17 protein-coding genes are annotated in these 24,107 nt (G+C 48.3%); 6 read left to right on the top strand and 11 right to left on the bottom strand.

All coding sequences use genetic code 11. From position 1 onward, the window contains the following. Positions 1-74 precede the first annotated feature (74 nt). The 5 genes from MHI52_RS11200 to MHI52_RS11180 all read right to left on the bottom strand — a co-directional run bounded on the left by MHI52_RS11200 (position 75) and on the right by MHI52_RS11180 (position 6,965). The gene (locus MHI52_RS11200; protein ID WP_405159033.1) at positions 75-3,155 is read right to left on the bottom strand and encodes a X2-like carbohydrate binding domain-containing protein; all 3,081 of its coding nucleotides are present in this window, start codon (positions 3,153-3,155) and stop codon (positions 75-77) included. A gap of 403 nt (positions 3,156-3,558) precedes the next feature. Beyond that, the gene (locus tag MHI52_RS11195; protein ID WP_405159032.1) at positions 3,559-4,440 is read right to left on the bottom strand and encodes an SMP-30/gluconolactonase/LRE family protein; all 882 of its coding nucleotides are present in this window, start codon (positions 4,438-4,440) and stop codon (positions 3,559-3,561) included. A 12-nt stretch (positions 4,441-4,452) separates the two neighbouring features. After that, on the bottom strand, positions 4,453-5,118 hold the full coding sequence (locus tag MHI52_RS11190) for an SGNH/GDSL hydrolase family protein (RefSeq protein ID WP_047842445.1): 666 nt from the start codon (positions 5,116-5,118) through the stop codon (positions 4,453-4,455). A gap of 81 nt (positions 5,119-5,199) precedes the next feature. After that, a complete protein-coding gene (locus tag MHI52_RS11185) occupies positions 5,200-5,988 on the bottom strand; it encodes an alpha/beta hydrolase (protein WP_405159031.1) in 789 nt (262 codons plus the stop codon). 143 nt (positions 5,989-6,131) lie between these two features. Next, positions 6,132-6,965, bottom strand: coding sequence for an AraC family transcriptional regulator (locus MHI52_RS11180; RefSeq protein ID WP_340982862.1), 834 nt, complete (start codon positions 6,963-6,965; stop codon positions 6,132-6,134). Positions 6,966-7,093: 128 nt separating this feature from the next. Here MHI52_RS11180 and MHI52_RS11175 point away from each other — a divergent pair, with 128 nt between their 5' ends. The 3 genes from MHI52_RS11175 to MHI52_RS11165 all read left to right on the top strand — a co-directional run bounded on the left by MHI52_RS11175 (position 7,094) and on the right by MHI52_RS11165 (position 11,237). Further along, the gene (locus MHI52_RS11175) at positions 7,094-9,121 is read left to right on the top strand and encodes a beta-galactosidase (protein WP_405159030.1); all 2,028 of its coding nucleotides are present in this window, start codon (positions 7,094-7,096) and stop codon (positions 9,119-9,121) included. A gap of 438 nt (positions 9,122-9,559) precedes the next feature. Then, the gene (locus tag MHI52_RS11170) at positions 9,560-10,516 is read left to right on the top strand and encodes a helix-turn-helix transcriptional regulator (protein WP_405159029.1); all 957 of its coding nucleotides are present in this window, start codon (positions 9,560-9,562) and stop codon (positions 10,514-10,516) included. A 34-nt stretch (positions 10,517-10,550) separates the two neighbouring features. Beyond that, positions 10,551-11,237, top strand: a complete 687-nt coding sequence (locus tag MHI52_RS11165) for a hypothetical protein (protein ID WP_036670284.1) — start codon at positions 10,551-10,553, stop codon at positions 11,235-11,237. 101 nt (positions 11,238-11,338) lie between these two features. On the opposite strand, the gene MHI52_RS11160 is transcribed toward MHI52_RS11165, so the two are convergent. After that, positions 11,339-12,853, bottom strand: coding sequence for an altronate dehydratase family protein (locus MHI52_RS11160; RefSeq protein ID WP_338708415.1), 1,515 nt, complete (start codon positions 12,851-12,853; stop codon positions 11,339-11,341). After that, positions 12,850-14,367 (bottom strand): tagaturonate reductase, encoded by a 1,518-nt coding sequence (locus MHI52_RS11155; RefSeq protein ID WP_076326843.1) that lies wholly within the window; start codon positions 14,365-14,367, stop codon positions 12,850-12,852. Before MHI52_RS11155 ends, MHI52_RS11160 begins: the two co-directional genes overlap by 4 nt. Positions 14,368-14,508: 141 nt before the next feature. Between MHI52_RS11155 and MHI52_RS11150 the strand changes: the two genes are divergently transcribed. The 3 genes from MHI52_RS11150 to MHI52_RS11140 all read left to right on the top strand — a co-directional run bounded on the left by MHI52_RS11150 (position 14,509) and on the right by MHI52_RS11140 (position 18,258). Then, positions 14,509-15,435 carry an AraC family transcriptional regulator gene (locus MHI52_RS11150; RefSeq protein WP_253507411.1) on the top strand — a complete coding sequence of 309 codons (927 nt, stop codon included), beginning with the start codon at positions 14,509-14,511 and terminating at the stop codon, positions 15,433-15,435. Positions 15,436-15,577: 142 nt separating this feature from the next. Further along, positions 15,578-17,566: a translation factor GTPase family protein gene (locus MHI52_RS11145; RefSeq protein WP_253507408.1), complete on the top strand. Its 1,989-nt coding sequence runs from the start codon at positions 15,578-15,580 to the stop codon at positions 17,564-17,566. Between the two features lie 14 nt (positions 17,567-17,580). Continuing rightward, positions 17,581-18,258, top strand: coding sequence for a tetratricopeptide repeat protein (locus MHI52_RS11140; RefSeq protein WP_253507405.1), 678 nt, complete (start codon positions 17,581-17,583; stop codon positions 18,256-18,258). A 113-nt stretch (positions 18,259-18,371) separates the two neighbouring features. On the opposite strand, the gene MHI52_RS11135 is transcribed toward MHI52_RS11140, so the two are convergent. From MHI52_RS11135 to MHI52_RS11120, 4 genes are all read right to left on the bottom strand, one after another. Next, on the bottom strand, positions 18,372-19,433 hold the full coding sequence (locus MHI52_RS11135; RefSeq protein WP_253507403.1) for a phosphotransferase: 1,062 nt from the start codon (positions 19,431-19,433) through the stop codon (positions 18,372-18,374). A 92-nt stretch (positions 19,434-19,525) separates the two neighbouring features. After that, positions 19,526-20,152 (bottom strand): GDSL-type esterase/lipase family protein, encoded by a 627-nt coding sequence (locus MHI52_RS11130; protein ID WP_017689264.1) that lies wholly within the window; start codon positions 20,150-20,152, stop codon positions 19,526-19,528. A gap of 200 nt (positions 20,153-20,352) precedes the next feature. Then, complete coding sequence (locus tag MHI52_RS11125; protein WP_253507401.1) at positions 20,353-23,520, bottom strand: MMPL family transporter; 3,168 nt, start codon at positions 23,518-23,520, stop codon at positions 20,353-20,355. After that, on the bottom strand, positions 23,517-23,975 hold the full coding sequence (locus tag MHI52_RS11120) for a MarR family winged helix-turn-helix transcriptional regulator (RefSeq protein WP_036609512.1): 459 nt from the start codon (positions 23,973-23,975) through the stop codon (positions 23,517-23,519). The genes MHI52_RS11125 and MHI52_RS11120 overlap by 4 nt, the downstream gene beginning before the upstream one ends. Positions 23,976-24,107: the final 132 nt, after the last annotated feature.

Here is a 24,107-nt window from a genome sequence, read left to right as displayed (position 1 = left end):
GCCCCGACTCGCCATTTGATCATCTGGCGAATCAGGACCCCTATTTCAATCCTTTATTTCGTTAAATCACTCACTTATGGTTCAATTCCCCATTGGAGACTTCCCGCGATATAACCAGTGACTTTGGACCAGTCCGTATAGGAAGTCTGACTACCTGCAAAAGAATAATCATCCGTTTGCGTATAGTTGGTCCAATTGTTCTTGGAGATGCGCGTATGGATTTCTGTGCTTTGTCCTGCATTCAGAGTTCCAGCGGAAGCTGTGAATCCAATCTCAAGCACGTGGTCAGCACCTGTCCGAACTGGATTGAGTGCACTGAACGTGCCTGTTACATTCGCACTGCCAGCAGTCGCCCAGTCAGCGAAGAAGTTCTGAGGCTGTTCACCGTTTATCGTGTAATAGTATCTGATTTTCACATCAGACAGATTCAAGGCTGTAGTATCTGTGTTTGTCAGTTTGAATTTGGGACTAATCGAGCTGCCCGTCGCTGAAGTGTTACTGTTAAACATCTCAATGCGTATGGTTCCAACAGGTGCAGCTGTCGTGTCTTTAATGAGCAGATTCAAGGTCGCAGGAGCGCCTGCGCTGAATTGAAAGGTTAGCGTCGCTGCGCCATTTGGCAGTGAAGCCAGGTAGTTTTTACTTAATACGACCTCATTGCCTGTCAACGTGTAATCTGTACCTGAAACCAGCGTTGCATTCCCGTTGCGAATGGATGCTAGTGTATTCCCGTTAAGTGTTAACGTGACTGGAATATTAACCTGATTCCCTGCTTTGCGATCAAATTCGGCTGTAACCGGTGTAATCGCAGAGTTGGTCACTGGTGTACCCCCGCCGTCTCCTCCGCCATTGTTACCTCCAACACGGTCAGCATACAAAATTCCGCGGCCATTTGTTCCGAGATATACTCTTCCATACAGACGCGGATCACCCGTAATTGTGGTTACACGAGCATACTGATGCTGATCATCATTGATACGAACCCAATTGGCGCCACCGTCATCGGAGCGGAAGAATCCACGTGTTCCATCGATCTGCGCAACCGTGTATAACGCAACAACGCTCTGCCCCGGGGCGGCTTTACCAAATCCGATACTGTCTGCTTCCTCTACATTGGCAAGCTTTGTGAATGTCGCTCCTGAATCCGTGGAATGCCATAATCCGTAAGGACCTTCTTCCTCACTACCACCTGCAAACCAGAGTTCACCTTCAACACCTGGAACGGCATCCAGATCGGCATTTCCTTCCATCGGAAGTCCGGTCGCAGATGTTGCCGTGAAAGTAGCACCACCATTCACACTCACATAGATTTTACCCGCTGCAAATCCATAAAATTTGTTTGGATTGACACGATCCGAAATCACTTTTGCCTGTGCAGGTATGCCCGTACTTGCCGTCCATGAATTGCCGTCAGTCGAATAATGTACGCCTTTATCTGATGTGCTCCATACGAGTCGGTTACCATTCGCAGAGATGGCTACGGTCCCCCCTCCGGTTGTGCCGGCAGGTTCTGCATTGGCCTTATACCACGTAGTGCCTCCGTCACTGGACAAACCAATGGATTTTGCATTTGGATCAGCAGCATAATCTGCTTTACCTACGCGAACCATCGTATTTGGACTTAACTCTGCAAAATCCAGACTTTCTGTGGAAGGATAGTTCGGGCTCGTAAATATGGTAGCTGGAGCCTGGTCCAGATTGTTATGACGGAATCCGGAGACATCTCCCAATCCGCTTATCAAATGTGCACCACTTGGCGGGCTGACCAGATCCAGCACGGCAATCTCCTCAACCCCCTTCGCCATCACTGAAATATTGATTTTTTCATCATCATCCCAGTCTGTCAGGTTCTTCGTTCCATAGATCGTAGCACCCGTTCCATACATCATGCGATCCGAATCAAACGGATCAATCTCCAGATCACCGATCATCCAGCCCAGTTTTGGGGTTGTTTCGGGTGGGGCAGGATTGGTGCCAAATGTGAGCCATGGCGCTGCCGAAATATCCTGTGTATAACGTAACTTCCGATTCGGATATCCTTCAAATTCCCATATGCGTGTCCAAGTCGCTCCGCCATCTGTACTGCGGAACAAGGTGGCATCCGGCCACCAGGAATTTAATGTCGCAACCATCAATGTACCGGGATTCTGTGCATCAACAGCCAATCCGCCATATCCAAAATAATTATCCGTGCTGCTGCTTGGAACAGGGCTGATGTTGGTCCAGACACCTGTCGACGTATTCAGTTTCCACACGTCACCTTTTGCCCCATCATAGGGTCCAACACCATCGCTGTACGTAATATAGAGGCTTCCGTCTGAATCAAACACACCATGATGCGGAATATAACCTGTAGGTTGACCAGCAACAGCTGACCAGGTCAGGCCGCCATTTGTGCTGCGATATACGCTTTGAGCTTTATCTGCAACACCCACATAGATTGTCTGGGTTGCTTGCCCTGCCGAACCTGTTGTTTTGTCAAATGTAATCCATGCCAGACCTACGATGTCACTGGTATATTCATTCGAAGGGTCTTGCACATAATTTCCCGGATTCGGGAAGCTTGTGACTTCGTTCCAGGTCACACCGTAATCGGTACTTTTCCATAGCCCATGACCACTTCGTGCACCGAAATACAGAATACTGTTATCATTTGGGTCCACGGTCAGGCGTTCTCCCATTGAACGTCCTGGCATGTTGCCGCCCACTTTGAACGGAAGTGTTGTGGTTTGCCATGTATCTCCCCGGTCCGTAGAGCGCAAGATGGAGCCATTATTTTGGTCCCACGAATTCGTATACGTCCCAACTGCCATATACACCCGATCGGGATCAACCGAGTCCGTAGCCAGTGCGTCCACACCATTCTTGTTCCAGTCATCCCAGCCGACAAAATCCGTTAAGGGTATCCACCTCTCGTCTGCCCCATTCCAGCGATAGGCTCCCCCGATATCTGTACGGGCATAGATCAGATCCTTTTCCGACTCGTTGAAAATAATGCCCGGTACAAACCCGCCTCCTGCACCCGTCACCACATTTTTCCACTCATAGGCTTCACTTGGTGCCGCCGCTGTTGTTCCAGCAAGTCCTCCCAGTGAGGCGGTTACTACAGCAACCGTCAAGCTCATCATTCGCAATTTCCCCATAAACGTTCTCATATCAACTTATCCTCCTCTTCTACTTCGTTACTGCATTTCGGTCTATCCCCGCTGTCTCATCGTGCTGATGATGGCGTGCCAGACGAATCAATGCATCCCTTGATACAAGAAGCCTCACCCCCTTCCAGTCATATTGTTAAGCGCTTACATAATTGTTCTTGATTCGCGGTTATCTGGATAATACTTTCAATAAATAACATTCGCTGGCAATCTCCAAACCCCTCTGTCGAAATTCCGATTTTTGTAAAATATTTTCAGTGTTTAAACTGGTTTATACAACAAAAAAAGATGCTGTTAGAACAGCACCTTTCGACATTTTATATAAGAGTAAAAAATGGAATCGTTTCTTTCCTGGCAAACCAGGCAGAGGTTCACTAAGGTTCACTACATAATTGGCACCTGTTTATTGCTGGCTACCATAAGCGTGAGTCTCCTGCCCTTTAACGCCCGGTCTGATGACAAAAAGTGAGCCCGCATCCGGTGTCTCTTTTAGACGTTCTTCCTTAATCCCTATACGTGCTGTTGTAATGTATAACTCTTCGAGATCCGGTCCACCAAAACAGCAGGATGTTACCTGATCTGCCGGCACCTCGATCTGTTGCAACAATTCTGATGTATGCGGGTTCCAACGAGTGACTCTTCCACCGCCCCAGTGTGCAACCCACAGCATGCCCTCACCATCAACCGTCATCCCATCCGGAAAACCGAATTCCTCCGGTATGTGAATGATACTTGTACGATTTTGTATCGTACCTGCCGTCAGATCAAAATCAAACCGGTCAATAGAACGTGTCGGGGTATCAATGTAATACATGGTCTGCCGATCCGGACTCCAGCCCAGACCGTTGGATGTAGACACACCTTGTACCATTGTGCGAACGGGTTGCCCTTGCTCCAAACAATACAATGATCCGGCTTTGCTCTCATTATTCATGCTCATCGTGCCTGCCCAGAAGCGGCCCTTCGCATCACATTTTCCATCATTAAAACGATTGGTATCCTTACCTTGTTCAGGGTCCTCAATGGCTTGCAGCTCACCCGTAAGCAAGTGATACGTATGGAATCCACTGCGTAAAGCAACCACAACTTCATCACCACGATAGGGAACAACAGCCCCGACATGTTCACCGACATCATAAGTCTGATCCTGCCCTGTAGCTGGATCATACACATGCACCTTGAAGCTTTCAATATCTACCCACAACAATCGATTGTTCTCCGCATCCCAGCTTGGACCTTCCCCCAGTAATGCCGGGGTTTGTACTGCTACAGTTACGTCGCTCATGCCCTCACGTCCTTATTCAGATTTGACGCCGCCTGACCATTCGAATCCGATGGCATCCAAGAATGCTTTGGACAATACCATATGGCCCGTTGCATCCGGATGTACCCGGTCATAAGTCAGCACAGACGTATAGAAATGATCCCAAAATGGAGCAAATGCAGCCTGTGTATCCACATACACCGCATCATACTCACTCGCTACCCTGCGTACCGCTTCTCCGTAGATATCCATCGTTGCCCGCATCGGGTCTTCCGGATTGGCCTCAAGATAATAAGGTGTCATCAGTACCAGACCTTTCAGGTTGGGACGAACCGAAGCCACCAGTTCACGCAATGTGGATTCGTATTCTTCAAGAAACACATGTGAGTCTGTTGACAATGGGTTGTCGAACTGACGCCATACATCATTAATGCCGATCATGATCGTCAGCCAGTCCGGTTTAAGGTCAAGCACATCACGATCCCAACGCTGTTTCAGATCACGAATCGTATTTCCACCATTACCCACATTCTGGACACGCAACATCAATTCCGGATAGATGGACCGCAAGAGGGCATAGACTTGCGCTACGTAACCATGGCCCAGACCTGAACTGCCTTCGCCTACAGGATGTTCCCGACCACAATCTGTAATCGAATCCCCGATAAACAGAAGCTTGTCATTTTTTTGCAATTTCATCGTTATTTTCTCCTTCGCTCCAAGGCGCTAATATAAGAATAATTGATTAATCAGACCGTTAAGTTGTTATCCAATCAGTGATTACCAGCCTTGATTCTTGAGCCATGTGAGACACAGATCTGACCATACCCGAACCGCGTGGTTGTCCTCAGCCAATCCAAGTCCATGTGACCCTTTCTCAAAAACGTGCAAGTCATAGGGGATGCCATGCGCACCCAATGCAAGTGCGTAACGCAAGCTATTCTCTACAGGCACTGCCTGGTCATCGCTGGTATGCCAGATGAACGCTTCAGGAGCATCCGCTCTTACCTGCTTCTCCGCACTGAAAGCCTTGATCTGCTCGGCAGAGGCGTCCGACCCAAGCAAATTCTCACGGGAACCGGCATGTCCATAGGACTCCATCGTAATGACCGGATAACAGAGAATAACTCGGTCCGGACGTGAACTCTGGCGTTCGATGAGGTCCTCATGATCCGGTTGTCCCTCGTCATACAGCGTTCCCAGTGTTGCTGTGAGATGTCCGCCTGCGGAGAAACCAAGTACTGCAATCTTGGCAGGGTTGATGCCATACTGCTCAGCATGAGCACGAACATAACGTATGGCACGCTGACCATCTGTTATCGGTGCAGGATGCTGGTGAGGCGCCACCCGATAATTCAGGACAAATGCACTTATACCTGCACGTTTCAACAATTCCGCTATTGGAGCACCTTCATGATCAGCCAAAAATCCATAGCCGCCCCCTGGACATACAATGACAGCGCTCTCGGAACCGGGCTGAATAAATGGAATCAAATGTGGCATCTCGTCTTCATGACCCTGGGCTGCATAAGGTGCAGCATGATCCCATAAGGGTATAGTTGTTGTCATCTTCAATCATCCTCTCCAAGTAGAACGGATACATGGGTCCGTTTAAACGTTTTCGAATCTCAGGAATCGATACCATCATAACGGTAATGACCCTAACGCATCAATACCTTCCTGGCATCACTTTTTGATCATTTGGGTACATGTTAGTACAAATTACGGAACTGTTCAGGAGTCACCCCCTCAATCCTGCGAAAAGTTGCTACAAAATGGCTAGCATCTCGAAACCCTACCCTAATCGCAGTCTCCCTAATCGTCAGGGCGGTATCCCCTGTCATGATTTCCTTGGCTTTGCGAATGCGCAGCAAAATGAAATAACTGTAGGCTGTCATGCCAAAGGACTGCTTGAACAAGGTGTTCAGATGTCTGGATGAGATCCCCGTGACGTCAGCCATATGTTCGAGACCAATCTCAGGATTCGCATAATGCTGTTCCATGAATGCAATGAGCGGAGCGAGTCTCTCCACGGCATGAGAGATCGAAGAGCGATTGCCGGTCATGCCATGTTTTTTGAGCAAAATCAGAAATCGATATATATCCGCTGACGCCTCGAGTCCCGACAAATCCTGATCACTTCTGATCGAATCCAGCACTTCCTGGCCGTAATCATTGAACGAACTGCTCTGCTCCCACTGATGCAATGCTGCTTCACCCAGACTAAGTGACTCCAAGATTGCCGGACACTGGGAACCGCCAAATGTAATATAGAATGTCTCCCACTCTCCTTGGGCGCGCACATATTCATGCGGTTCATTTGGCGGCAGCAAAATACCTGATGCTTCCCCCAGTACGACCGTGGACCCGGCAAACTTGAATTCTCCGGCTCCCTTTACTGTCTGAAGCCAATGGTAACAGGGATACCCCACAGGTCTGGACACCTTCTCCTGATTGCCGTTATAACCTAGGCTCTCAATATAAAGGGGCAACGGCTGATCACGTGACGTCATGAAATATCGTTGATGTCGGGGGGAGATAAACATGGGATGCCTCCTTGGGTATAAGTTGAAGTAAACTTCCGTATTCTTATATGAGTCATTACTTTTATTATATTTTAAAAGTCATATGTATCATATAGTATAGGATTATTCTTATACAAGAGGTGAACACATTGATTAGTAACAAACTGCCCAAAATGTTCTACGGGGGCGATTATAACCCGGAACAGTGGGATCACGAAACCCACCTTGAAGACCTGCGCATGTTCCAATTGGCAGGCATTGATATTGCCACAATCAACGTATTTTCATGGGCACTGATTCAGCCTGATGAAGTTACTTACCGTTTTGAAGAACTCGACCAACTAATTAATCGTTTATATGAAAATGGTGTCTATATATGCCTTGCAACAAGCACTGCTGCCCATCCGGCTTGGATGGCAAAGAAATATCCAGACGTGCTTCGTGTTGATGCCGATGGACGCAAACGCAAATTCGGTGGGCGCCATAATTCCTGTCCCAACAGCCCGACCTATCGCAAATACGCTGAGAAGATTGCAGATAAACTGGCCGAACGATACCAGGATCACCCCGCGGTTCTCGTATGGCACATCTCCAACGAATATGGCGGTGAGTGCTACTGTGACAACTGTGAGAAAGCGTTCCGCGTGTATCTGAAAGAACGCTATCAGACTCTGGAACAGGTCAACAAAGCATGGAACACGAATTTCTGGGGGCATACCTTCTACGATTGGGACGAGATTGTATTACCGAGTAACCTGAGCGAACATTGGGGTAACAACAATTCAACGTTCCAGGGAATCTCGCTGGACTACTCCCGCTTCAACTCCGACAGCATGCTGGATTGTTATCTGTTGGAATACGATGCAATCAAAAAACATATTCCGGACTCCGTCGTTACTACCAATCTGATGGGATTTTTCAAGCAATTGGACTATTTCAAATGGGCAAAATATTTGGATATCGTCTCCTGGGACAGTTATCCTGGTCTCGCCACTCCTGTCAGCTTCACGGCAATGGCTCATGACCTTATGCGCGGATTGAAGGATGGTCAACCGTTCATGCTGATGGAGCAAACACCAAGTCAGCAGAACTGGCAGCCATACAACTCTCTGAAACGTCCAGGTGTCATGCGTCTGTGGAGTTATCAATCTGTTGCGCACGGAGCCGATACCATCATGTTCTTCCAGCTTCGTCGCTCCATCGGTGCCTGTGAGAAGTATCACGGTGCAGTTATTGAGCATGCTGGGCATGAGAATACACGTGTATTCCGCGAAGTCGCTGAGCTGGGCAAGGAATTGCAGATCCTTGGAGATACCACGCTGGATGCATCTGTTGAATCCAAAGTAGCCATTGTGTTCGACTGGGATAACTGGTGGGCCATCGAAAAATCAAGCGGACCTACGGTTGCCCTGAACTATGTGGATCAGATCCATAAATACTACGCAGCCTTCTTCCGCCGCAACATACAAGTAGATATCATCAGTGTGGATACGGATATGAGCAAATACGACATTGTCCTTGCCCCTGTTCTTTACATGGTTAAACCAGGGTTTGCCGCCAAACTGGAGAAGTATGTTGAAGCAGGTGGAACATTCCTGACGACCTTCTTCAGCGGCATTGTCAACGAGAACGATCTCGTGACCACAGGTGGATATCCGGGAGAACTTCGTAAACTGCTCGGAATCTGGGTGGAAGAGATTGATGCTCTGCTACCTGAGCAAAAGAACCGCATTGTCCTCAAAGAAACCTACGGTGATCTTCAAGGAGAGTATGGCTGCGGCATGCTGTGTGACCTGCTGCACAGTGAAGGAGCCGAAGTCATCGCGGAGTATGGAGACGACTTTTATAAAGGCATGCCTGTTGTGACACGTAATACCTTTGGCCAAGGTGAAGCCTGGTACGTTGCATCCGATCCGGATGAGCGCTTCCTGGACGGTTTGCTGGGACAGCTCGCAGCAGCCAAGAAAGTAAAGTCTTTGCTTGAGACACCAGAAGGTGTTGAAGTAAGCGCACGAACCAAAGACGGCAAACCCTACCTGTTTGTCATGAACCATAACGCAACCACACAATCCTATGATCTGGGAACAGCTAAGGCACATGATCTGCTCACCAATCGTGAGCTTTCGGGAAGTGTTGATATTGAAGCCCGTGGAGTGCAACTGCTCGAAATGAAATAAGCGATTTCGCTTAATTGAAATCATTCGGAATAATATAATGTGATAGAAATTCCCGCGATACAAAGTGTCACATATTCATTCCTTTTATACTTGTTATTGTCTTCAGCGAGGATATTGGTATAGATTTCAGACCTTTATCGTCTTCTGTAAGCCAAAAGCTGCTACTTCCCGTATCCGTCTACACCGGATACGGGTTTTTGGCATGATCTGTGGTCTTTTTGATAGAAGGAAATATCAGTATGCAAAGCGAATTGGACGAGAAACACATTTTAACAACGCCTGCCGGAACATGCTTGTGAATCCTGATGCTGATCCATTATAAAATAATGAACAGTTGAAAAATTGGTGACACTCATGATGTCACTTATTCGTTGTTACAATTGAAATATAACTACGACATCAACTTCCGGCGGCGCAGATCGAAACGGAGTGGCTGACATGAACAGAACAAATCGGCTTGCTGCCATTGTAATGGCATTACAGCATGGTCACGAAACGGCACACTCATTAGGTGAGAAATTTGAGGTTTCCCGTCGCACGATTCTTCGGGATATTCAATCCCTCTCCGAGATGAATGTGCCCATTATTGCCATTTCCGGTCCGGGAGGCGGTTTCAGTCTTATGGAGGGTTACGTATTACCCCCATTACAGCTGGACCCGGTAGAAGCAGCGACGCTCTTATTCGCTCTTGAAGGTCTAAGTCGCTACGCCGACACACCCTTTCATGAGAAACGCTGGACCCTGATGAACAAAGTTAAGGCTATCATTCCGGATGATATTATGTCGCGAATTGATCCCATGCTCAAACAACTGCATCATCATATTCCAGACCGCAATTACATTCTTCCTCATCTGGACGCACTGCTGGCATGTATACCCGAACACGGGTGGCTTAGTGTGCTGTATCGCTCCGCATCACGTCAGCGTTGGTTGCATATCTGTCCCACACGGGTATATGCTTCCTCTGGCTTCTGGTACTGTGAAGCATATTCCCTCGAACATGTTGAACAACGTCTGTTCCGGGTTGACCGAATTATCGAAGTCAAAGCGATCGAACCACAGGATGCACAGATGCTTAATGAACAGGCAGAGCAACAGCAGAGTAAGCCGATCCCTCCAGAACAGCCGCCAATCCTGGTTAAGGTACAACTGAGTTATCGGGGAATGATTGAAGCTGAACAGGACGAGCATATTGGTGAAAAGATGACTGAAATTGCCCCGGATCTCTGGGAATTATCATTCCTTTGTCCACCAGGGGAATGGGGCTGGGCCGTACGATTCTTTTACCGATTAGGAGGTGAAGCCGAAGTGATTGAACCTCTCCAACTTCGCAGTGAGATTCGTCAGCATGCCGAGGAAGTGAGCCGGAGATACCTTGCTTCAACCAAGTCGTAGCTTGACTACACACAAAAAGGAGCCTACTGATATCATGACATATGAAGCCGTTATAACGTACGAAGAAGCAGTACAGCGTATCCAGTCTATAGGGCTGCTGCCTCTGGCACCACTATTTGCCGATTATCCTTCTCTGTCATCGCTAACCCCCAAAGAACATTGGCACAAGGATGATGAATTCGATCCTTGGTTATGGCGTTCACGCCTGGCTGAAGAGGGCATTGCTGCATATGGAAAATTTGTCAAAAAGAAAGCGCTTCTTGTCTCATCTGAATACTTCCCTTGGGTACACCGACTGCTTGCCGATTCCAGAACTATCAAGGAACAGTATGAAGCGGGTCTACTCTCCCGTGAAGCGTTCAAACTCCATGCGTTAGTTGCAGAACAAGAAGGCATCGATGGACGTGCCTTGCGATCACAAGCCGGTTTCGGGGCAAAAGAGGACAAAAAAACATTTGACCGTGGACTTCTGGACCTTCAGGGCTGTGCAGCCATTGTGATCAGTGGCACCAAAGAAAAAGAAGGGCTCGCAGAAGGCAAAGTCGCCTGGAACAGCTCCGCATACGAGACTGCTGGTCACTGGATGGAACGTCACGGCATTAAGCCATATGAAGGCAGCATAGAAGAGGCACGTGAACTATTGATTGTGCAACTACAACAACATGCTTCACCTGCAGCATTATCAAGCATCTCCAAAGCGCTTGGCATCCGTGGAATCTAAATAAAGCCAATCCCGGTTGTAGTGCAAATTTCAACCGGAATTGGCTGTGGTTCACCATATAATGTAACCCAGACGATCAACAGCCCCCATCGACAATGGATTTAGAGAATTACGCCATCCTTGAATATGGCAATCTCCCGGAATCCATGCTGCTCACTGAGTGTGTGTGACCGTCCTGAAGCAATGTCAATCAGCTGGCTGAACAGCTGCACTTTCACCTCATCCATCGTCTGCCCCTCCAACAGCTGGCCTGCGTTGAAGTCAATCCAGTGTTTTTTGCGATTCGCCAGATCGGATTGGGTCGCAATCTTGACGGTAGGTACCGGACCTCCGAAGGGAGTCCCCCGCCCTGTTGTGAAGAGCACAATATGTGCACCCGCCGCAGACAGTGCCGTTACAGATACCAGGTCATTACCCGGTGCTTCTACAATGTTCAGACCGGTTTGAGTTACACGTTTGCCATAACGTAGAACGTCGACTACGGAAGAACGTCCTCCCTTTTGCGTACATCCAAGTGACTTTTCCTCTAGCGTTGTGATGCCACCAGCCTTATTCCCAGGTGAAGGATTCTCATAGATGTTCTGGCCATGGTTCACAAAATATTGCTTGAAGCCGTTCACGAGGTCCACCAAATCGTGAAACACCTGCTCATTGGCAGCCCGGTTCATTAAGATCGTCTCCGCACCAAACATCTCCGGAACTTCCGTCAGAATAGCCGTACCCCCGGCAGCAACCAGCATATCAGCAACTGCACCGACCAGTGGATTGGCTGTAATGCCGGATAAACCATCGGAACCGCCACACTTCAACCCAATTTTGAGTTTACTGAGCGGAAGCGGCTGCCGTTGTTCATGTTCAACGATCTCCACAAGTTCTTCCATCAGTCGAAGCCCTTCCTCAAGCTCGTCATCCGTTTCCTGTGCTTTGAGAAACCGTACTTTACCGCGGTATTCCGGAGCAATACACTCACGGAATTCATCGACCTGATTGTTCTCACAGCCCAGACCGATGACGAGCACGCCTCCTGCATTCGGATGCTCCACCAAGGAGGCCAGCAACTGTTGTGTATACTTCAGATCATCACCAAGCTGTGAACACCCGAATGGATGCGGAAAGTGAAATACACCATCGACCCGGCTTCCAAACTGGGACTGCCCCATACGTGCCAAAGCTTCACAAACTTTATTAATACATCCAACCGTATTCACAATCCAGATCTCATTACGAATACCTGCGTCACCATTGGGGCGCAAATATCCATCAAATGAGCGCAGATGTTCCGGAGGCATGTCCGTCTGAACCTGCGCGCCCGGCTGATACTCATATTCAAGCAATCCGTGCAGACCTGTCTTCAGGTTGTGACTATGAATCCAGCTTCCCTGCTCAATCTGCTCTTGGGCAATCCCGATGGAGAAACCATACTTCATCACATCATCACCCGGTGCCAGGGTATGCACAGCAATCTTATGCCCTTTGGGCACGTCATCCAGCAAGGTAAAAGAAACACCGTCTGGCAGGGTAATGCATTCTCCTTTCGCATAATCCCGAAGCGCTATAATGACATCATCCTGTGGTTGAATGGCAATCCAGTCATTGATTGTACTTGTTGTGTTCATTTCCCTTCACCTTCCAACAATCCGATTTCACGAACAAGTGCTGCACGCAGCCCTTCTCTTGCATCCAGATTTTCGCCCCAGATCAAGGTATCCGACAACACAGCCGCTACCCGGTCATCCAGTTGGTTCTGATTCCTGTTAAGCGTGTCATAACCGTCCCAGTGTGCAGCCAAAGCAGCTAGGACATCCGGGTCATCCCGCAGCAGAATGTCCTCTCCATTCAGTCTTTGTGCCTTGTAACCTTCTGGCGTATTTACCGGACGATAGAGACACAATAATCCAGCAAACCCTTGAATTAAACGTTCTGGCCAACTTCCCTGATTTTGCTCGTAAGACAATAGTGTTGGCAGCACACGCACCTTGAATTTTCCGATCGTATTCAAAGCAATATCTTGCAATTTGTGATCAATATATGGGTTAAGGAACCGTTCGAACACTTCTTCTGCATACTGGTCCAGCTGATGATCGGGCATATCCAGAGCAGGTACGATCTCCTGATGCACAGCTTCCCTGATCCATGTGCCAAAATGTGGATCTTCCATCGTTTCTCTCACATGTTGCTTGCCTTGCAGAATGCCTAGAGATGACATTAAGGTATGCGCCCCATTCAAAATACGAACTTTGCGTACCTGAAAAGGCTTCAGATCTTTCACCCAATGTACATTGAGACCTGCCTGCTTGAGAGGAAGTTTTTTGTCCAATGATTCATCACCCTGAATGGCCCAGAAATGATATGGCTCTGCCGTATTAATCAACTGGTCCTCATACCCCCAGCGATTCGTCAGGGAATCGGCTTCCTCCTGGGTCGGCGCACCTGTTACGATTCGATCTACCAGATTGTTCAGGAAGTGATTATGGTTCTCGATCCATGAACGGAAGCCATCCGAATACCCATAATCCTTACTATGACGGAGGACACAACTGCGCAGCACATCACCATTGCCTTCAAGCAGCTCGCATGGCAGATGAATCAAACCTCTGGATGGATCACCATCAAATTTCAAATATCGCTGATGCAGGAAAACCGTTAATTTCCCCGGAAATGATTGGACGGGTTCACCCTCGATATAGTCCGCATACGTATATTTCAATCCTGATTCGGTTGTATTGGAAATAACGAACTCAAGTGAAGGCAGTTCCGCCAAGTTCAGAAAGGCATCCCATTCCTCATACGGATTGATACACTGTGAGAAAATGGAGATCAACTCTGTCCGCTCAACCGGCTTTCCTTGAGACAGCCCACGCGTAATCATCGTATATAATCCATCCTGATCACGAATCTGCTCCAGCTTGGCTTTGCCTCCCGGTCGTGGTTGGGTAACAGCTACACTTCCATGGAATTTGCCTTGTCTGGCACTCTCATGAAGCATCCAGTCTGCAAATCCCCGCAAGAAATTACCTTCTCCAATCTGCAAAACCTTCACGGGACGCTCCATAATCTCCTTGCACTTGCGCTGACCATCGCTCCCCAGTAAATTCAGCTTCAACCTTGGCCGTTTCGTGCTTGCCGACATGGACACTCACCTCATCGATTATTTGTACTGTCGGAATGCAGCTCGAAGGCTCTGCACCCTTTTATTGTAAACGCTTTAAATTCATTGTATCATCAATAAAAGGAAATTAAATTGCTTATATTGCGGTAAATATACTCTCTCATGACCAGGTATAACATCTCGTTGAAGACGATCGTCTGGAAAGGAGTCTTTATGGAACGTTCACCTGTTCGTACGACTATTCAAGCAGAATCCGGTATTCCGTTCCGCCTGGTGTACAGCGATACCAAATCCCCTCAGAACGAATTGCCAGATCACCTTCACGACTGGCATGAAATTATCTATGTATATCGGGGTCAGGGAAGCATCTTTATTGATACGGGACTTGAGAATATGCAAGAAGGAGATCTGTTCATTATACCGGGCAGCACGGTTCACCGAGCCTTGCCGGATGCAGGCAATCCTGTCACATCTTCCGCATTGTTCTTCAGCCCGGGCTTGCTGGCATCGACCGCTGGAGGCGCTGCTTCTTCCTTGCTAAGCCTGTTTGAACGTTGTCGTAAACAACGCGTGTATAAGAGGCATCTGAACACAGAGGAGCAATCACAGGTGGCCGCCCTCATTGATAATATTCAGACCGAATTCCAGCTCGGTCATCATCTAAGCGCACATGCGGCCCTGTTAAGGCTGCAACTGTTGCTCATTTTTCTGGAACGTCTGGAAGCTGCGGGACCTGCGAATCCGGGTAAATCCGCTCCAGGTCCCTCATGGCTCTCTTCTACGATCTCTCATATTGACGATAACCTTCGGAATGGCCTGTCCCTCCCTGAACTGGCGCAGCACGCCTCTGTATCCCCTGCCCATTTCAGTCGTGCCTTCAAACGATACACGGGAATGACTCTAACGGATTACGCATTAGCACGAAGGGTCATTATGGCGAAAGAGCATCTGGTGCAAGGTGATGAGACGATGGCAGCCGTTGCCGATGCTTGCGGGTTCGACAGCCTGCCCCACTTTTACCGTCAATTCAAAAAATTAACCGGTACAACACCCGCAGCATACCGCAGAACCATGAACAGTTCTCGTTAAAATAGAACCAGACTGGAACATAGGTGCCTGGGCCTAATCATATATATCCACATATTCTTCCATATGGAAGATGTGGTATGATAATCTGGATTATTACTTGTTGGAAACATTGCATTCCGTTGTCAGAGGAGCTTAGCATTCCATGTTAAACGAATTGAATCGCAGGAATATTGGTATCTTCGCCCATGTGGATGCGGGGAAAACAACCACCACCGAGCATATGTTATTTGAGAGTGGTGTCGTCCGCAGTCCGGGACGTGTAGATGACGGAACAACAGCCACAGACTCCCTGGACATTGAGAAAGAACGTGGCATATCCGTTCAGGCAGCCATGACCTCTCTGATCTGGAAGAACACCATCATTGACCTCATTGATACGCCTGGTCACATTGATTTTAGCTCCGAAGTAGAGCGAACGCTACGGGTAATGGATGGAGCTATTCTCATTCTGTCGGCAGTAGAAGGCATTCAGTCCCAGAGTGAAGCCATCTGGCATGCCCTTCGTTCACTTCGCATCCCAACCATCATTTATATTAATAAAATGGATCGGATTGGTGCGTCTGCCCCAGCGGTAATGGAGCAGATTTGTTCCACCCTGTCCCCTTTCGCATGCGAAATCCAAACGTATCAGTTCCACGAAGATTCATTTCATGGCATCGACTCGCTATGGAACCCGAATCAAGATTCTCTGTCAGATGGCACACCTTCCATTCCAGGTCTGGTCGAGATACTTGCCGAGCTGGACGAAAAGGTCATGGAAGCCTACATCCAGGAGACTCCGTTATCACAAAGGGATCTGAATGAAGCATTCCTGCGGTATGTGCATCAGGGTGAGATGTTCCCTGTGTGTTATGGGGCTTCCGGCAAAGGAATTGGCGTCACGGCATTGCTGGACACGGTCCTTACATTTCTGCCTCCACCTGCACAACCAGTGGACTCTCCCGTATCCGGCGTTGTGTTCAAAATTGAACGTGACCGTACGATGGGCCGCACGGCATACGTCCGTATGTATGGTGGCAGCTTACACAATCGGGATACCATCCATAATTCGACGCGGGAGCTTGAAGAGAAAGTGACGCAGATTCGCCGTATGGATGGACGGAAATGGGCGGATACCGGTGCCGTTCACGCGGGGCAGATTGCTGCGCTGTATGGACTGAGTGACACACATGTGGGTGACATTATCGGCAATCCTGAAGGTGTACCTCCTCTGCCACAGATGGCTGTGCCTTTGCTGACCGTACAAGTACATGGCAAGGACCCGGCACGTTACCCCGATCTTGTCGCAGCATTGCAAGAGTTGACGGATGAAGACCCCTTACTCGACCTGCAATGGTTGCCGGAGGAACGAGAACTGCATCTCAAGGTCATGGGAACCATTCAGCTTGAGATTTTATCCAGCCTGTTGCTGAGTCGTTTCGGATTGGATGTCGTGTTTGATCCGCCATCCGTCATCTATAAGGAGACACCACGTACAGCCGGAGAAGGTTACATCGCTTATACGATGCCTAAGCCCTGCTGGGCCATCCTTCGCTTCAAGATTGAACCTTTGCCTCGCGGAAGCGGTCTGATCTATGCCTCAACCGTAAGGACAGAAGATCTGCTGTTACGTTATCAGAATGAAGTTGAACGACGAATTCCGGAAGCCTTGTCTCAAGGTATGCTCGGTTGGGAAGTAACCGATCTGCGCATCACGCTGGTGGAAGGGGAACATCATGTCTGGCATACACATCCGCTGGATTTTGTTGTAGCCACACCTATGGGAATCATGGATGGATTGTCGAGAACAGGTACCACGTTGCTGGAACCCCTTCTTCAGTTCCGGCTGACGGTCCCGGAGGAATACGGCGGTAAGGCCCTTAGTGATCTGGTACATATGCGGGCAACCTTCGAAGCCCCCGTCATTGGTAGCGGACGTTGTATCATTGAAGGAGTTATGCCTCTTGCCACCTCAATGGATTATCCGGTGAAACTGCGTTCCGAGACAAGCGGCCGCGGAGTGCTTACGACTTCGTTTGCCGGATACCAAGATTGTCCTGCGGGTGTGAATCATACTTGCAAACGCAGAGGAGTTAACCCGCTGGATCAGTCGAAATATATTTTAAGTGTACGAAACGCGATTACATCATAAATGGAGTTGAACCTGTGCTTATTAAATTTCTTATCTTTGGCCTTTTATGGCGGATTGTAGGTAATCCGTTCATTGCCGTCCTCATTTTACTCGTTATACTGTATTTCCTGGATCGTCGTTACGTTGGGGTGTTCCCAAGCTTCACGAAACCTCTCAAACGTATGCGTAACATCTCACGGCTTCGGCAACAGCTTGCCATGAGTCCTAATGAAGTTTCTTCCAAGCTGGAACTGGCTCGCCTGTTAATTGAGCGCAAGCGTTACAGTGAGGCACATGCGTTATTGCTTGAACTGGAGCGCCCATACGAACAATCGGCTGAGTACTGGGAGGCACTGGGGACAACTGAGCTTCATTTGGGCAACATCGAAAAAGGCGAACGTCATATTTTGCAAGCCCTCGAGATCAACCCCAGAGTCAAGTACGGACGCCCGTACCTAACCCTTGCCGGAGCTTTCAAAGATACGCATGAAGACAAAGCGCTGGATTATGTGCATCAGTTTCAGGAGATTCATTCCTCTTCCAGTGAAGCTTATTATCTGCTCGGCTCGGTTCACCGTTCCCTTGGGCGCAATGCTGATGCAAAACAGGCATACGAGCAATCTTTGAACGTTTATCGTTCGTTACCCAAATACAAAAAACGTCAGGAGCGCCGCTGGGCTGTCCGCAGTTGGTTCCGCAAACGTGGATTGTAATGTCATCCGCTATACACCGTAATCTTCATATATCACTTTTCTAACCAATAAAAGTGCACTGATCTCTGCCCTCGTAAGAGCAGAACCAGTGCACTTTATTCTTAACAACGATATTAATACACCAATATCTCACACAGTCGTTCTTCATGAAGACGCATCCAGTCAATCCGCTGTTTGAGCTTCACAATCTGCTCCACAGCCACTTCCGGCTCATCTGTACCCTCGAACATCCGACTGATGAAATGCATGACCACATCCAGACTACGCAGCAAAATCAATCGAGGTATGGCCAGCAACTCTTCCGGTTTCAGGCTGACCTGTTCCCGAAATCCCCTGATCAGTCCCTCCTGTGCCTGCCACATCCAATCTTCACTCTTGTCCATGGTAAGGAGGTCAGACATCGGAACAGCCAGCTCCATTACCCGCAAATCCCATGTCGCAAATTCAAAATCCAAAATGGCACAGATTTCACCATCCTGCTGATCTACCAATACATTCGAGGCATTCAAGTCCCCATGAACCAATTGATGCGGCAGATGTTCCATTCCCCGCAGGGCTTCAAACAGATCTGGCAGCGCATCTCTCAGTTGCTTCAACTCATTTGCACATGAGGCCAATTGCTCCGGCGGCGATGTGCATAGCTGTAATAATCGTTCTGGTGAACAGAGCGGATACGCATCCTGAATTCGATAGTATGGTGGATACACAGGTTCAAGTGGTATATCCAGCGTAGCCATAACAGAAGACAGGGCCCCCGCCGCTTTACCGAGCCCTATCAAATGATCTGGTGTGTGCCAGATGGGATTGACGCCTTCCCTATAATGAAACAGAGTCACTATTTTGGTAAGACCAGTGAGGGTATCTTTTACAGGAAGGAATGTACCTCCCTCACCAGATAACCGCCTTACAGGTGAAGGTGTATCAAGCTTAAAGTTCGAACGTTGAAGGGCTGCCAGCACCTCGTGTTCAAAGGTGATTTTCATCGGATCATTATGTGTTTCATATTGTCTCATGACGTAATTAGTCCCGTCTACATGGAGCATGTAAGTAGAATTATTCATCCCACCCTTTCCACGCTCGCCTTTCCAGTCCGATGTGAAACCATATAAGGCCAACACTTCGGATATACGCTGCTGCTCTGAAGGATGGAGGGAACCGGAATCGATGTTTTGCACCAAAAATTAACCCCTTTATCTCACAAAATGGAACTGTCTTTTATTTATCTTAAAGGAAGTCCATCGCTTGGTCTAGTTCTGTTCCAAAGTGATCAAGAGAACGGGTAATATCCCGTCCGATTAAGCTGCTCCGCAATGACACGATACCCTCTTGCATTAGGATGTACTCTATCCCAGAACAACAGTTCACGTTCACGACCTTCGAACCTGTCATAGACCTGAGCACACGCATAGTTGCCTGATCCGGCTCCATTCAAAAACGAATTATATTGGCGCACCCAGTATGCAGCTTCCGTCGCTTGTGGATATGGGTTGTACAATCCGATGGATCGGACCATATACTCATGGTTGCCCTTTAACTGCCGAATGTGCCGCATGATCTGAGATACATTACTGCGGGTTTCTCCGAGCACCTGTGTCATTTTGCTGGCATTTGGAATGCCATTACTTGCTTTAAACGTACGAATCAGATCATTCCCGCCAATGGATATGGTAATGATATCCGCTTCACGGAGCGATTGCCGCACTCGGGGATGCGAAGAGATCATCTGCAACATTTCCCCCGACGTCAGTCCATTCACGCCCATATTTTCCATGGATACAAACGTACGAACATTCATTTCTGCCATTCGCCGATATAAAGGAACAAAGCCGGTGCCCAGCAACGCTCCTGTACCTACCGTTAATGAATCTCCTATAGCCACATATCGATATACCATCCCGTCGCCCCTCTCTGCTGTGATTTCTCTGAACAATAATGAACTGCTCTATATCTTATGATGAGTGGCAAGACAAGGCGCGGGATGGTGTCCTTAGGCATGCACCTTTCTTTTGCACAAGATTGTAGTTTTCTTTTAGAAGTAAAAAAAGAAAAAAACCCTGCCGCATAACGCGGCAGAGCCTGATTCATTGCAATGCATTACATGCCTATGGTCCGATCCGAATCAACGGAATCTGATTGTTCCTTGTTCGGGAACGGCCACCAGTTGGCCCGGCCAAACATCTTCACCATCACTGGGACGAAGAATGGCAGGAACAGCAGAGAGTACAAGATCAGTCCGCTAAGGACTACTGTGGCAATCTGCATCATCGAGAGAACACCGGATGGATACATCGCAGCAAATGTACCGCTCAGAATGACTGCGGCAGATAGAATAACGGTGCCCATGTTCTTCATCGCGTACAACATCGCATCCTGTACTTTCATACCTTTGTTCTCATTGAAACGGTCCATCAGGAAGATGCTATAATCCACACCAAGTGCAATCAGCATAACAAATCCGAAGAACGGAGTAACCCAGCTAATGCCTGCGAATCCGAGGATATTAACAAAGATCACTTCGGTTAACGCCATCGATGTGAAATAAGCCAGTAATAAGGAAACAATCAGATACAATGGCATAATGACCGAGCGAAGCAGTACGACCAGAATAATAAATGTGCCTGCCAGCATCAGCATTACAGTACGTGTATAGTCGTTATTCGAGATCTCCTGCAAATCTGCAAACGTGCTGGTAACGCCACCTATGGCGATATCTGCTTTTTCAAGTGTACTGCCTTGTACCGCGCGATGTACTGCCGCCTCAATGTCAGGAACACGATCAATGGCTTCTGTTCCGTATGGATTTTCGGCGAAAATAACATCAATCGTCATCGTTTTCCGATCTTCAGACAGATACGTATCAAATACCTGTGTGAAGTCTTTGCTGTTCAGTGCTTCATCAGGAACGTACCAACCTGCAAGATCGGAATCTGGTGAATTTTGCAATTGCGTCAGGTAGTCCTGCGCTGAATCCAGTCCACCGGATACCTGTTTAATACCATCGACACTTTGATTCAGTCCATCTGTCAGTTGTGTCAGCTGACCACTCAGATCCGAGAAGCCTTGTTGGATTTTCTCCTGACCACCCTGAAGCTGGCCAAGTCCATCCTGAATGGAAGGAATTTCACTAATCACTTTACCCTGACCATCCGCAGCCTGTTTGAGACCGGATTGCAACTGACCGATTCCCGTTACAATCTGGCCCAGGCCATCGGCAAGCGCCTTTTGTCCGGCTGCTGCGGAGGCAAACCCTTCATTGGCCTGATTAATTCCAGCAGCGGCTTCCCCAAGTTTGGTCTTAATCTGACCCAAACCTTGAGCAAGCTGCGCTGTGCCAGAACCTGTTTCTCCAATCGTACCTTTGATACGCTGGTAATCAGCATCTTGCTGCAATTCAGGATAACGCTCTTCAAGTGCTGTGAAGGATTCGGACAGACTGGTTAGAGCTGTTGAAACCCCGTTCAGCTGTTGTTCCAGTTCGCGGGTCCCATCCCCCAGTGCAGCGACCCCTGCTCCCGCCTGACGATAGGCTTCAAGCAACTGATTGTTTGCCTGCGCAAGTTGATCTGCACTCGTTTTGGCTTGCTGAAGTCCGGCTTTCAGATCCCCTGCACCTGCGGAACCATCTCGAATACCTTTTTCAATCTGCCCAAGTCCCTGACTGAGTTGCGTGATACCCGATTGCAACTGGGAGGTTCCTTTGGTAAGTTCACCTGCTCCATCAGCAGCTTCTTTTAACTGTGGTTCATTTTTACTTAGCTGACTGCTGGCTTCACTCAGGCCATCACGGATTTTGTCCAGACCCGTCTTGCCTTCACCCAGTCCATCCGATAATGTTCCCACTTGCTGTGTAACTTCAAAATCTTTAATCTCATCACCCGTAGGTCGTGTCATACTACGGACACCAGAGACTCCGGCTACTTTCTCTACTTCCCGGCTAATTTTCTCGGCAACGGCCATATACTTTGCATTATCCATCTCTTCATCGTTCTGGATGACGATCTGACCCGGCAGTGATTCACCCGGACCGAAGCTGTCAGAGATAATGTTAAATGCTTTTACGGAATCATATTTCTCGCCAATCTCATCGAGACTGTTGAACGACAGTTTGCCATCGTAGGTTGCCAGAAGAGGCACACAGACAGTTGCAACGATGAGCAGCGCAGCCCATGGACGTTTAAGTGAAAAGCGACCAGCTGCACCATAGATCTTGCTCTCGGCATGTTCAAGTGAACCCTTCGACGGCCAGAATAACTTCTTGCCTAACACCGCCATGAAGAATGGTACGATGGTCACTAAGGCAAGCATCATCACTGCAATACCTACAGCTACGGCAACCGCAGAACGGTACAACATAAACTGGGCAAAGCCAATCGCAATGAATCCAACCAGCACAGCTAGTGCTGAGAAGAGTACCGTTTTACCGGCAGTACGATAGGTAGCAATGATGGCATCCCACGTATTCTCATGATGAGCCAGTTCTTCCTTGAACCGACTTATCAACAGGATGCAGTAATCCGTACCAATCCCAAACATGACGGCGACCATAAAGATCTGTGTAAATGTGGATATCGGGAAGTCCATCCCATCCACCAGGAACGCAACAATCTGTTGCGATACAATGTAACTGATCCCCACCGTCAGTAGCGGGACAAACGGAGCTACAAACGAACGGAAGACCAGGAACAGAATGAGTAAAATAAAGACAACGGTAATATATTCCGATTTCTTAAGCCCCTCTTGGGAACTTTCAATGGTGTCCTCATCAATCAGACCTTTACCGGTTATGTAGTGCTCCACATTGACGGACTTCAATGCTTCATTCAGGTCTTCCCGCATTTCCTTGACCGTACGATCTCCCTGATCAATGGATAGCGATGTTAGAATCGTTTTTCCGTCAGCTGAGATCATCTTCTCGGACAGTTCAGGCTGAGAGAAAGGTTCCAGAATGGACAGAATACCGAGCTTCTCCTTGTCGGCCTCCAATTGCTTAACGGCCTTCTCTGCCTCTTGTTTCCCCGTGGTGCCCAGCCCATCGGGATTATAGAATACAAGGGCGATCTGGCTCCCCTGTTGTTCTCCTTTTTGTGCTGCAGCTTCATTCAGAATCGCTGCTGCCTGGGTGGAAGAGTACCCTTCCGGAACCGAAAACTGTCCCTTTTCCCGAATCAGTTCACTCATGTTAGGGGCGGTAAACATCAACACGGCAGCTACAACAACCCATAGCCCCATTAACCACCATCTTGCTTTTAGTATCGTTCTCATTCGTTCTCCCGTCCTCCTTCATGCGATAGCAAAGCTGCAAGCTTCTCAAAAGATTCAATGAAAATCCGGACTTCTTCCGGTTTAAAATGAACCAGATACGGCTCCAGAATCTGCTGTATTTCCTGTTCTGTTTCCCTGTATACCTGTCGTCCGGTATCCGTCAGTGTCAGATATACAACGCGGCGGTCACGTTCATCCCCGGCCCGATGGACCAGATCGCGATCCACCAGCTTGTTGACCAAAGCGGTAATGCTACTCTTACCTATACACAGAAGCTCTGCAAGATCAGAGGGCGTGCAGAAAGGTTTCTCTTCAATCAGACGAAGTGCGCAGAACTGATCGGTCGTTATGGTCTGCCCCACTTGTTCACGTATCCGCGTATCAAACCGCTTATTGACCATAAAGGAAGCATCCAAATAGCGGTTCACCAAACTTTTTGCATCCGGTGTACTCATTCTTCATTCTCCTTTCCCAAATCTATATAGTTCACTTAACGAACTATTCTTCTGTGAAACTATTCTATAATGAAACAATCTTACAAAGCAATACTTTTTTCCTGCTTTTTAGACGAAAACGACAAAAAAACA

The organism is Paenibacillus sp. FSL H8-0283 (assembly GCF_045040675.1).
In the GTDB taxonomy this organism is placed as follows: domain Bacteria; phylum Bacillota; class Bacilli; order Paenibacillales; family Paenibacillaceae; genus Paenibacillus; species Paenibacillus amylolyticus.
The sequence above is the reverse complement of the archived record's forward strand: the minus strand, read 5'-3'. Positions and strand labels throughout refer to the sequence as shown.

Coding starts and splice junctions, on each gene's coding strand:
- MHI52_RS11185 (WP_405159031.1), bottom strand. CDS start 5,988: ATGACAACAACTATACCCTTATGGGATCATGCTGCACCTTATGCAGCC.
- MHI52_RS11195 (WP_405159032.1), bottom strand. CDS start 4,440: ATGAGCGACGTAACTGTAGCAGTACAAACCCCGGCATTACTGGGGGAA.
- MHI52_RS11150 (WP_253507411.1), top strand. CDS start 14,509: ATGACCAGGTATAACATCTCGTTGAAGACGATCGTCTGGAAAGGAGTC.
- MHI52_RS11130 (WP_017689264.1), bottom strand. CDS start 20,152: ATGGTATATCGATATGTGGCTATAGGAGATTCATTAACGGTAGGTACA.
- MHI52_RS11160 (WP_338708415.1), bottom strand. CDS start 12,853: ATGAACACAACAAGTACAATCAATGACTGGATTGCCATTCAACCACAG.
- MHI52_RS11170 (WP_405159029.1), top strand. CDS start 9,560: ATGAACAGAACAAATCGGCTTGCTGCCATTGTAATGGCATTACAGCAT.
- MHI52_RS11120 (WP_036609512.1), bottom strand. CDS start 23,975: ATGAGTACACCGGATGCAAAAAGTTTGGTGAACCGCTATTTGGATGCT.
- MHI52_RS11165 (WP_036670284.1), top strand. CDS start 10,551: ATGACATATGAAGCCGTTATAACGTACGAAGAAGCAGTACAGCGTATC.
- MHI52_RS11125 (WP_253507401.1), bottom strand. CDS start 23,520: ATGAGAACGATACTAAAAGCAAGATGGTGGTTAATGGGGCTATGGGTT.
- MHI52_RS11155 (WP_076326843.1), bottom strand. CDS start 14,367: ATGTCGGCAAGCACGAAACGGCCAAGGTTGAAGCTGAATTTACTGGGG.
- MHI52_RS11145 (WP_253507408.1), top strand. CDS start 15,578: ATGTTAAACGAATTGAATCGCAGGAATATTGGTATCTTCGCCCATGTG.
- MHI52_RS11180 (WP_340982862.1), bottom strand. CDS start 6,965: ATGTTTATCTCCCCCCGACATCAACGATATTTCATGACGTCACGTGAT.
- MHI52_RS11200 (WP_405159033.1), bottom strand. CDS start 3,155: ATGAGAACGTTTATGGGGAAATTGCGAATGATGAGCTTGACGGTTGCT.
- MHI52_RS11190 (WP_047842445.1), bottom strand. CDS start 5,118: ATGAAATTGCAAAAAAATGACAAGCTTCTGTTTATCGGGGATTCGATT.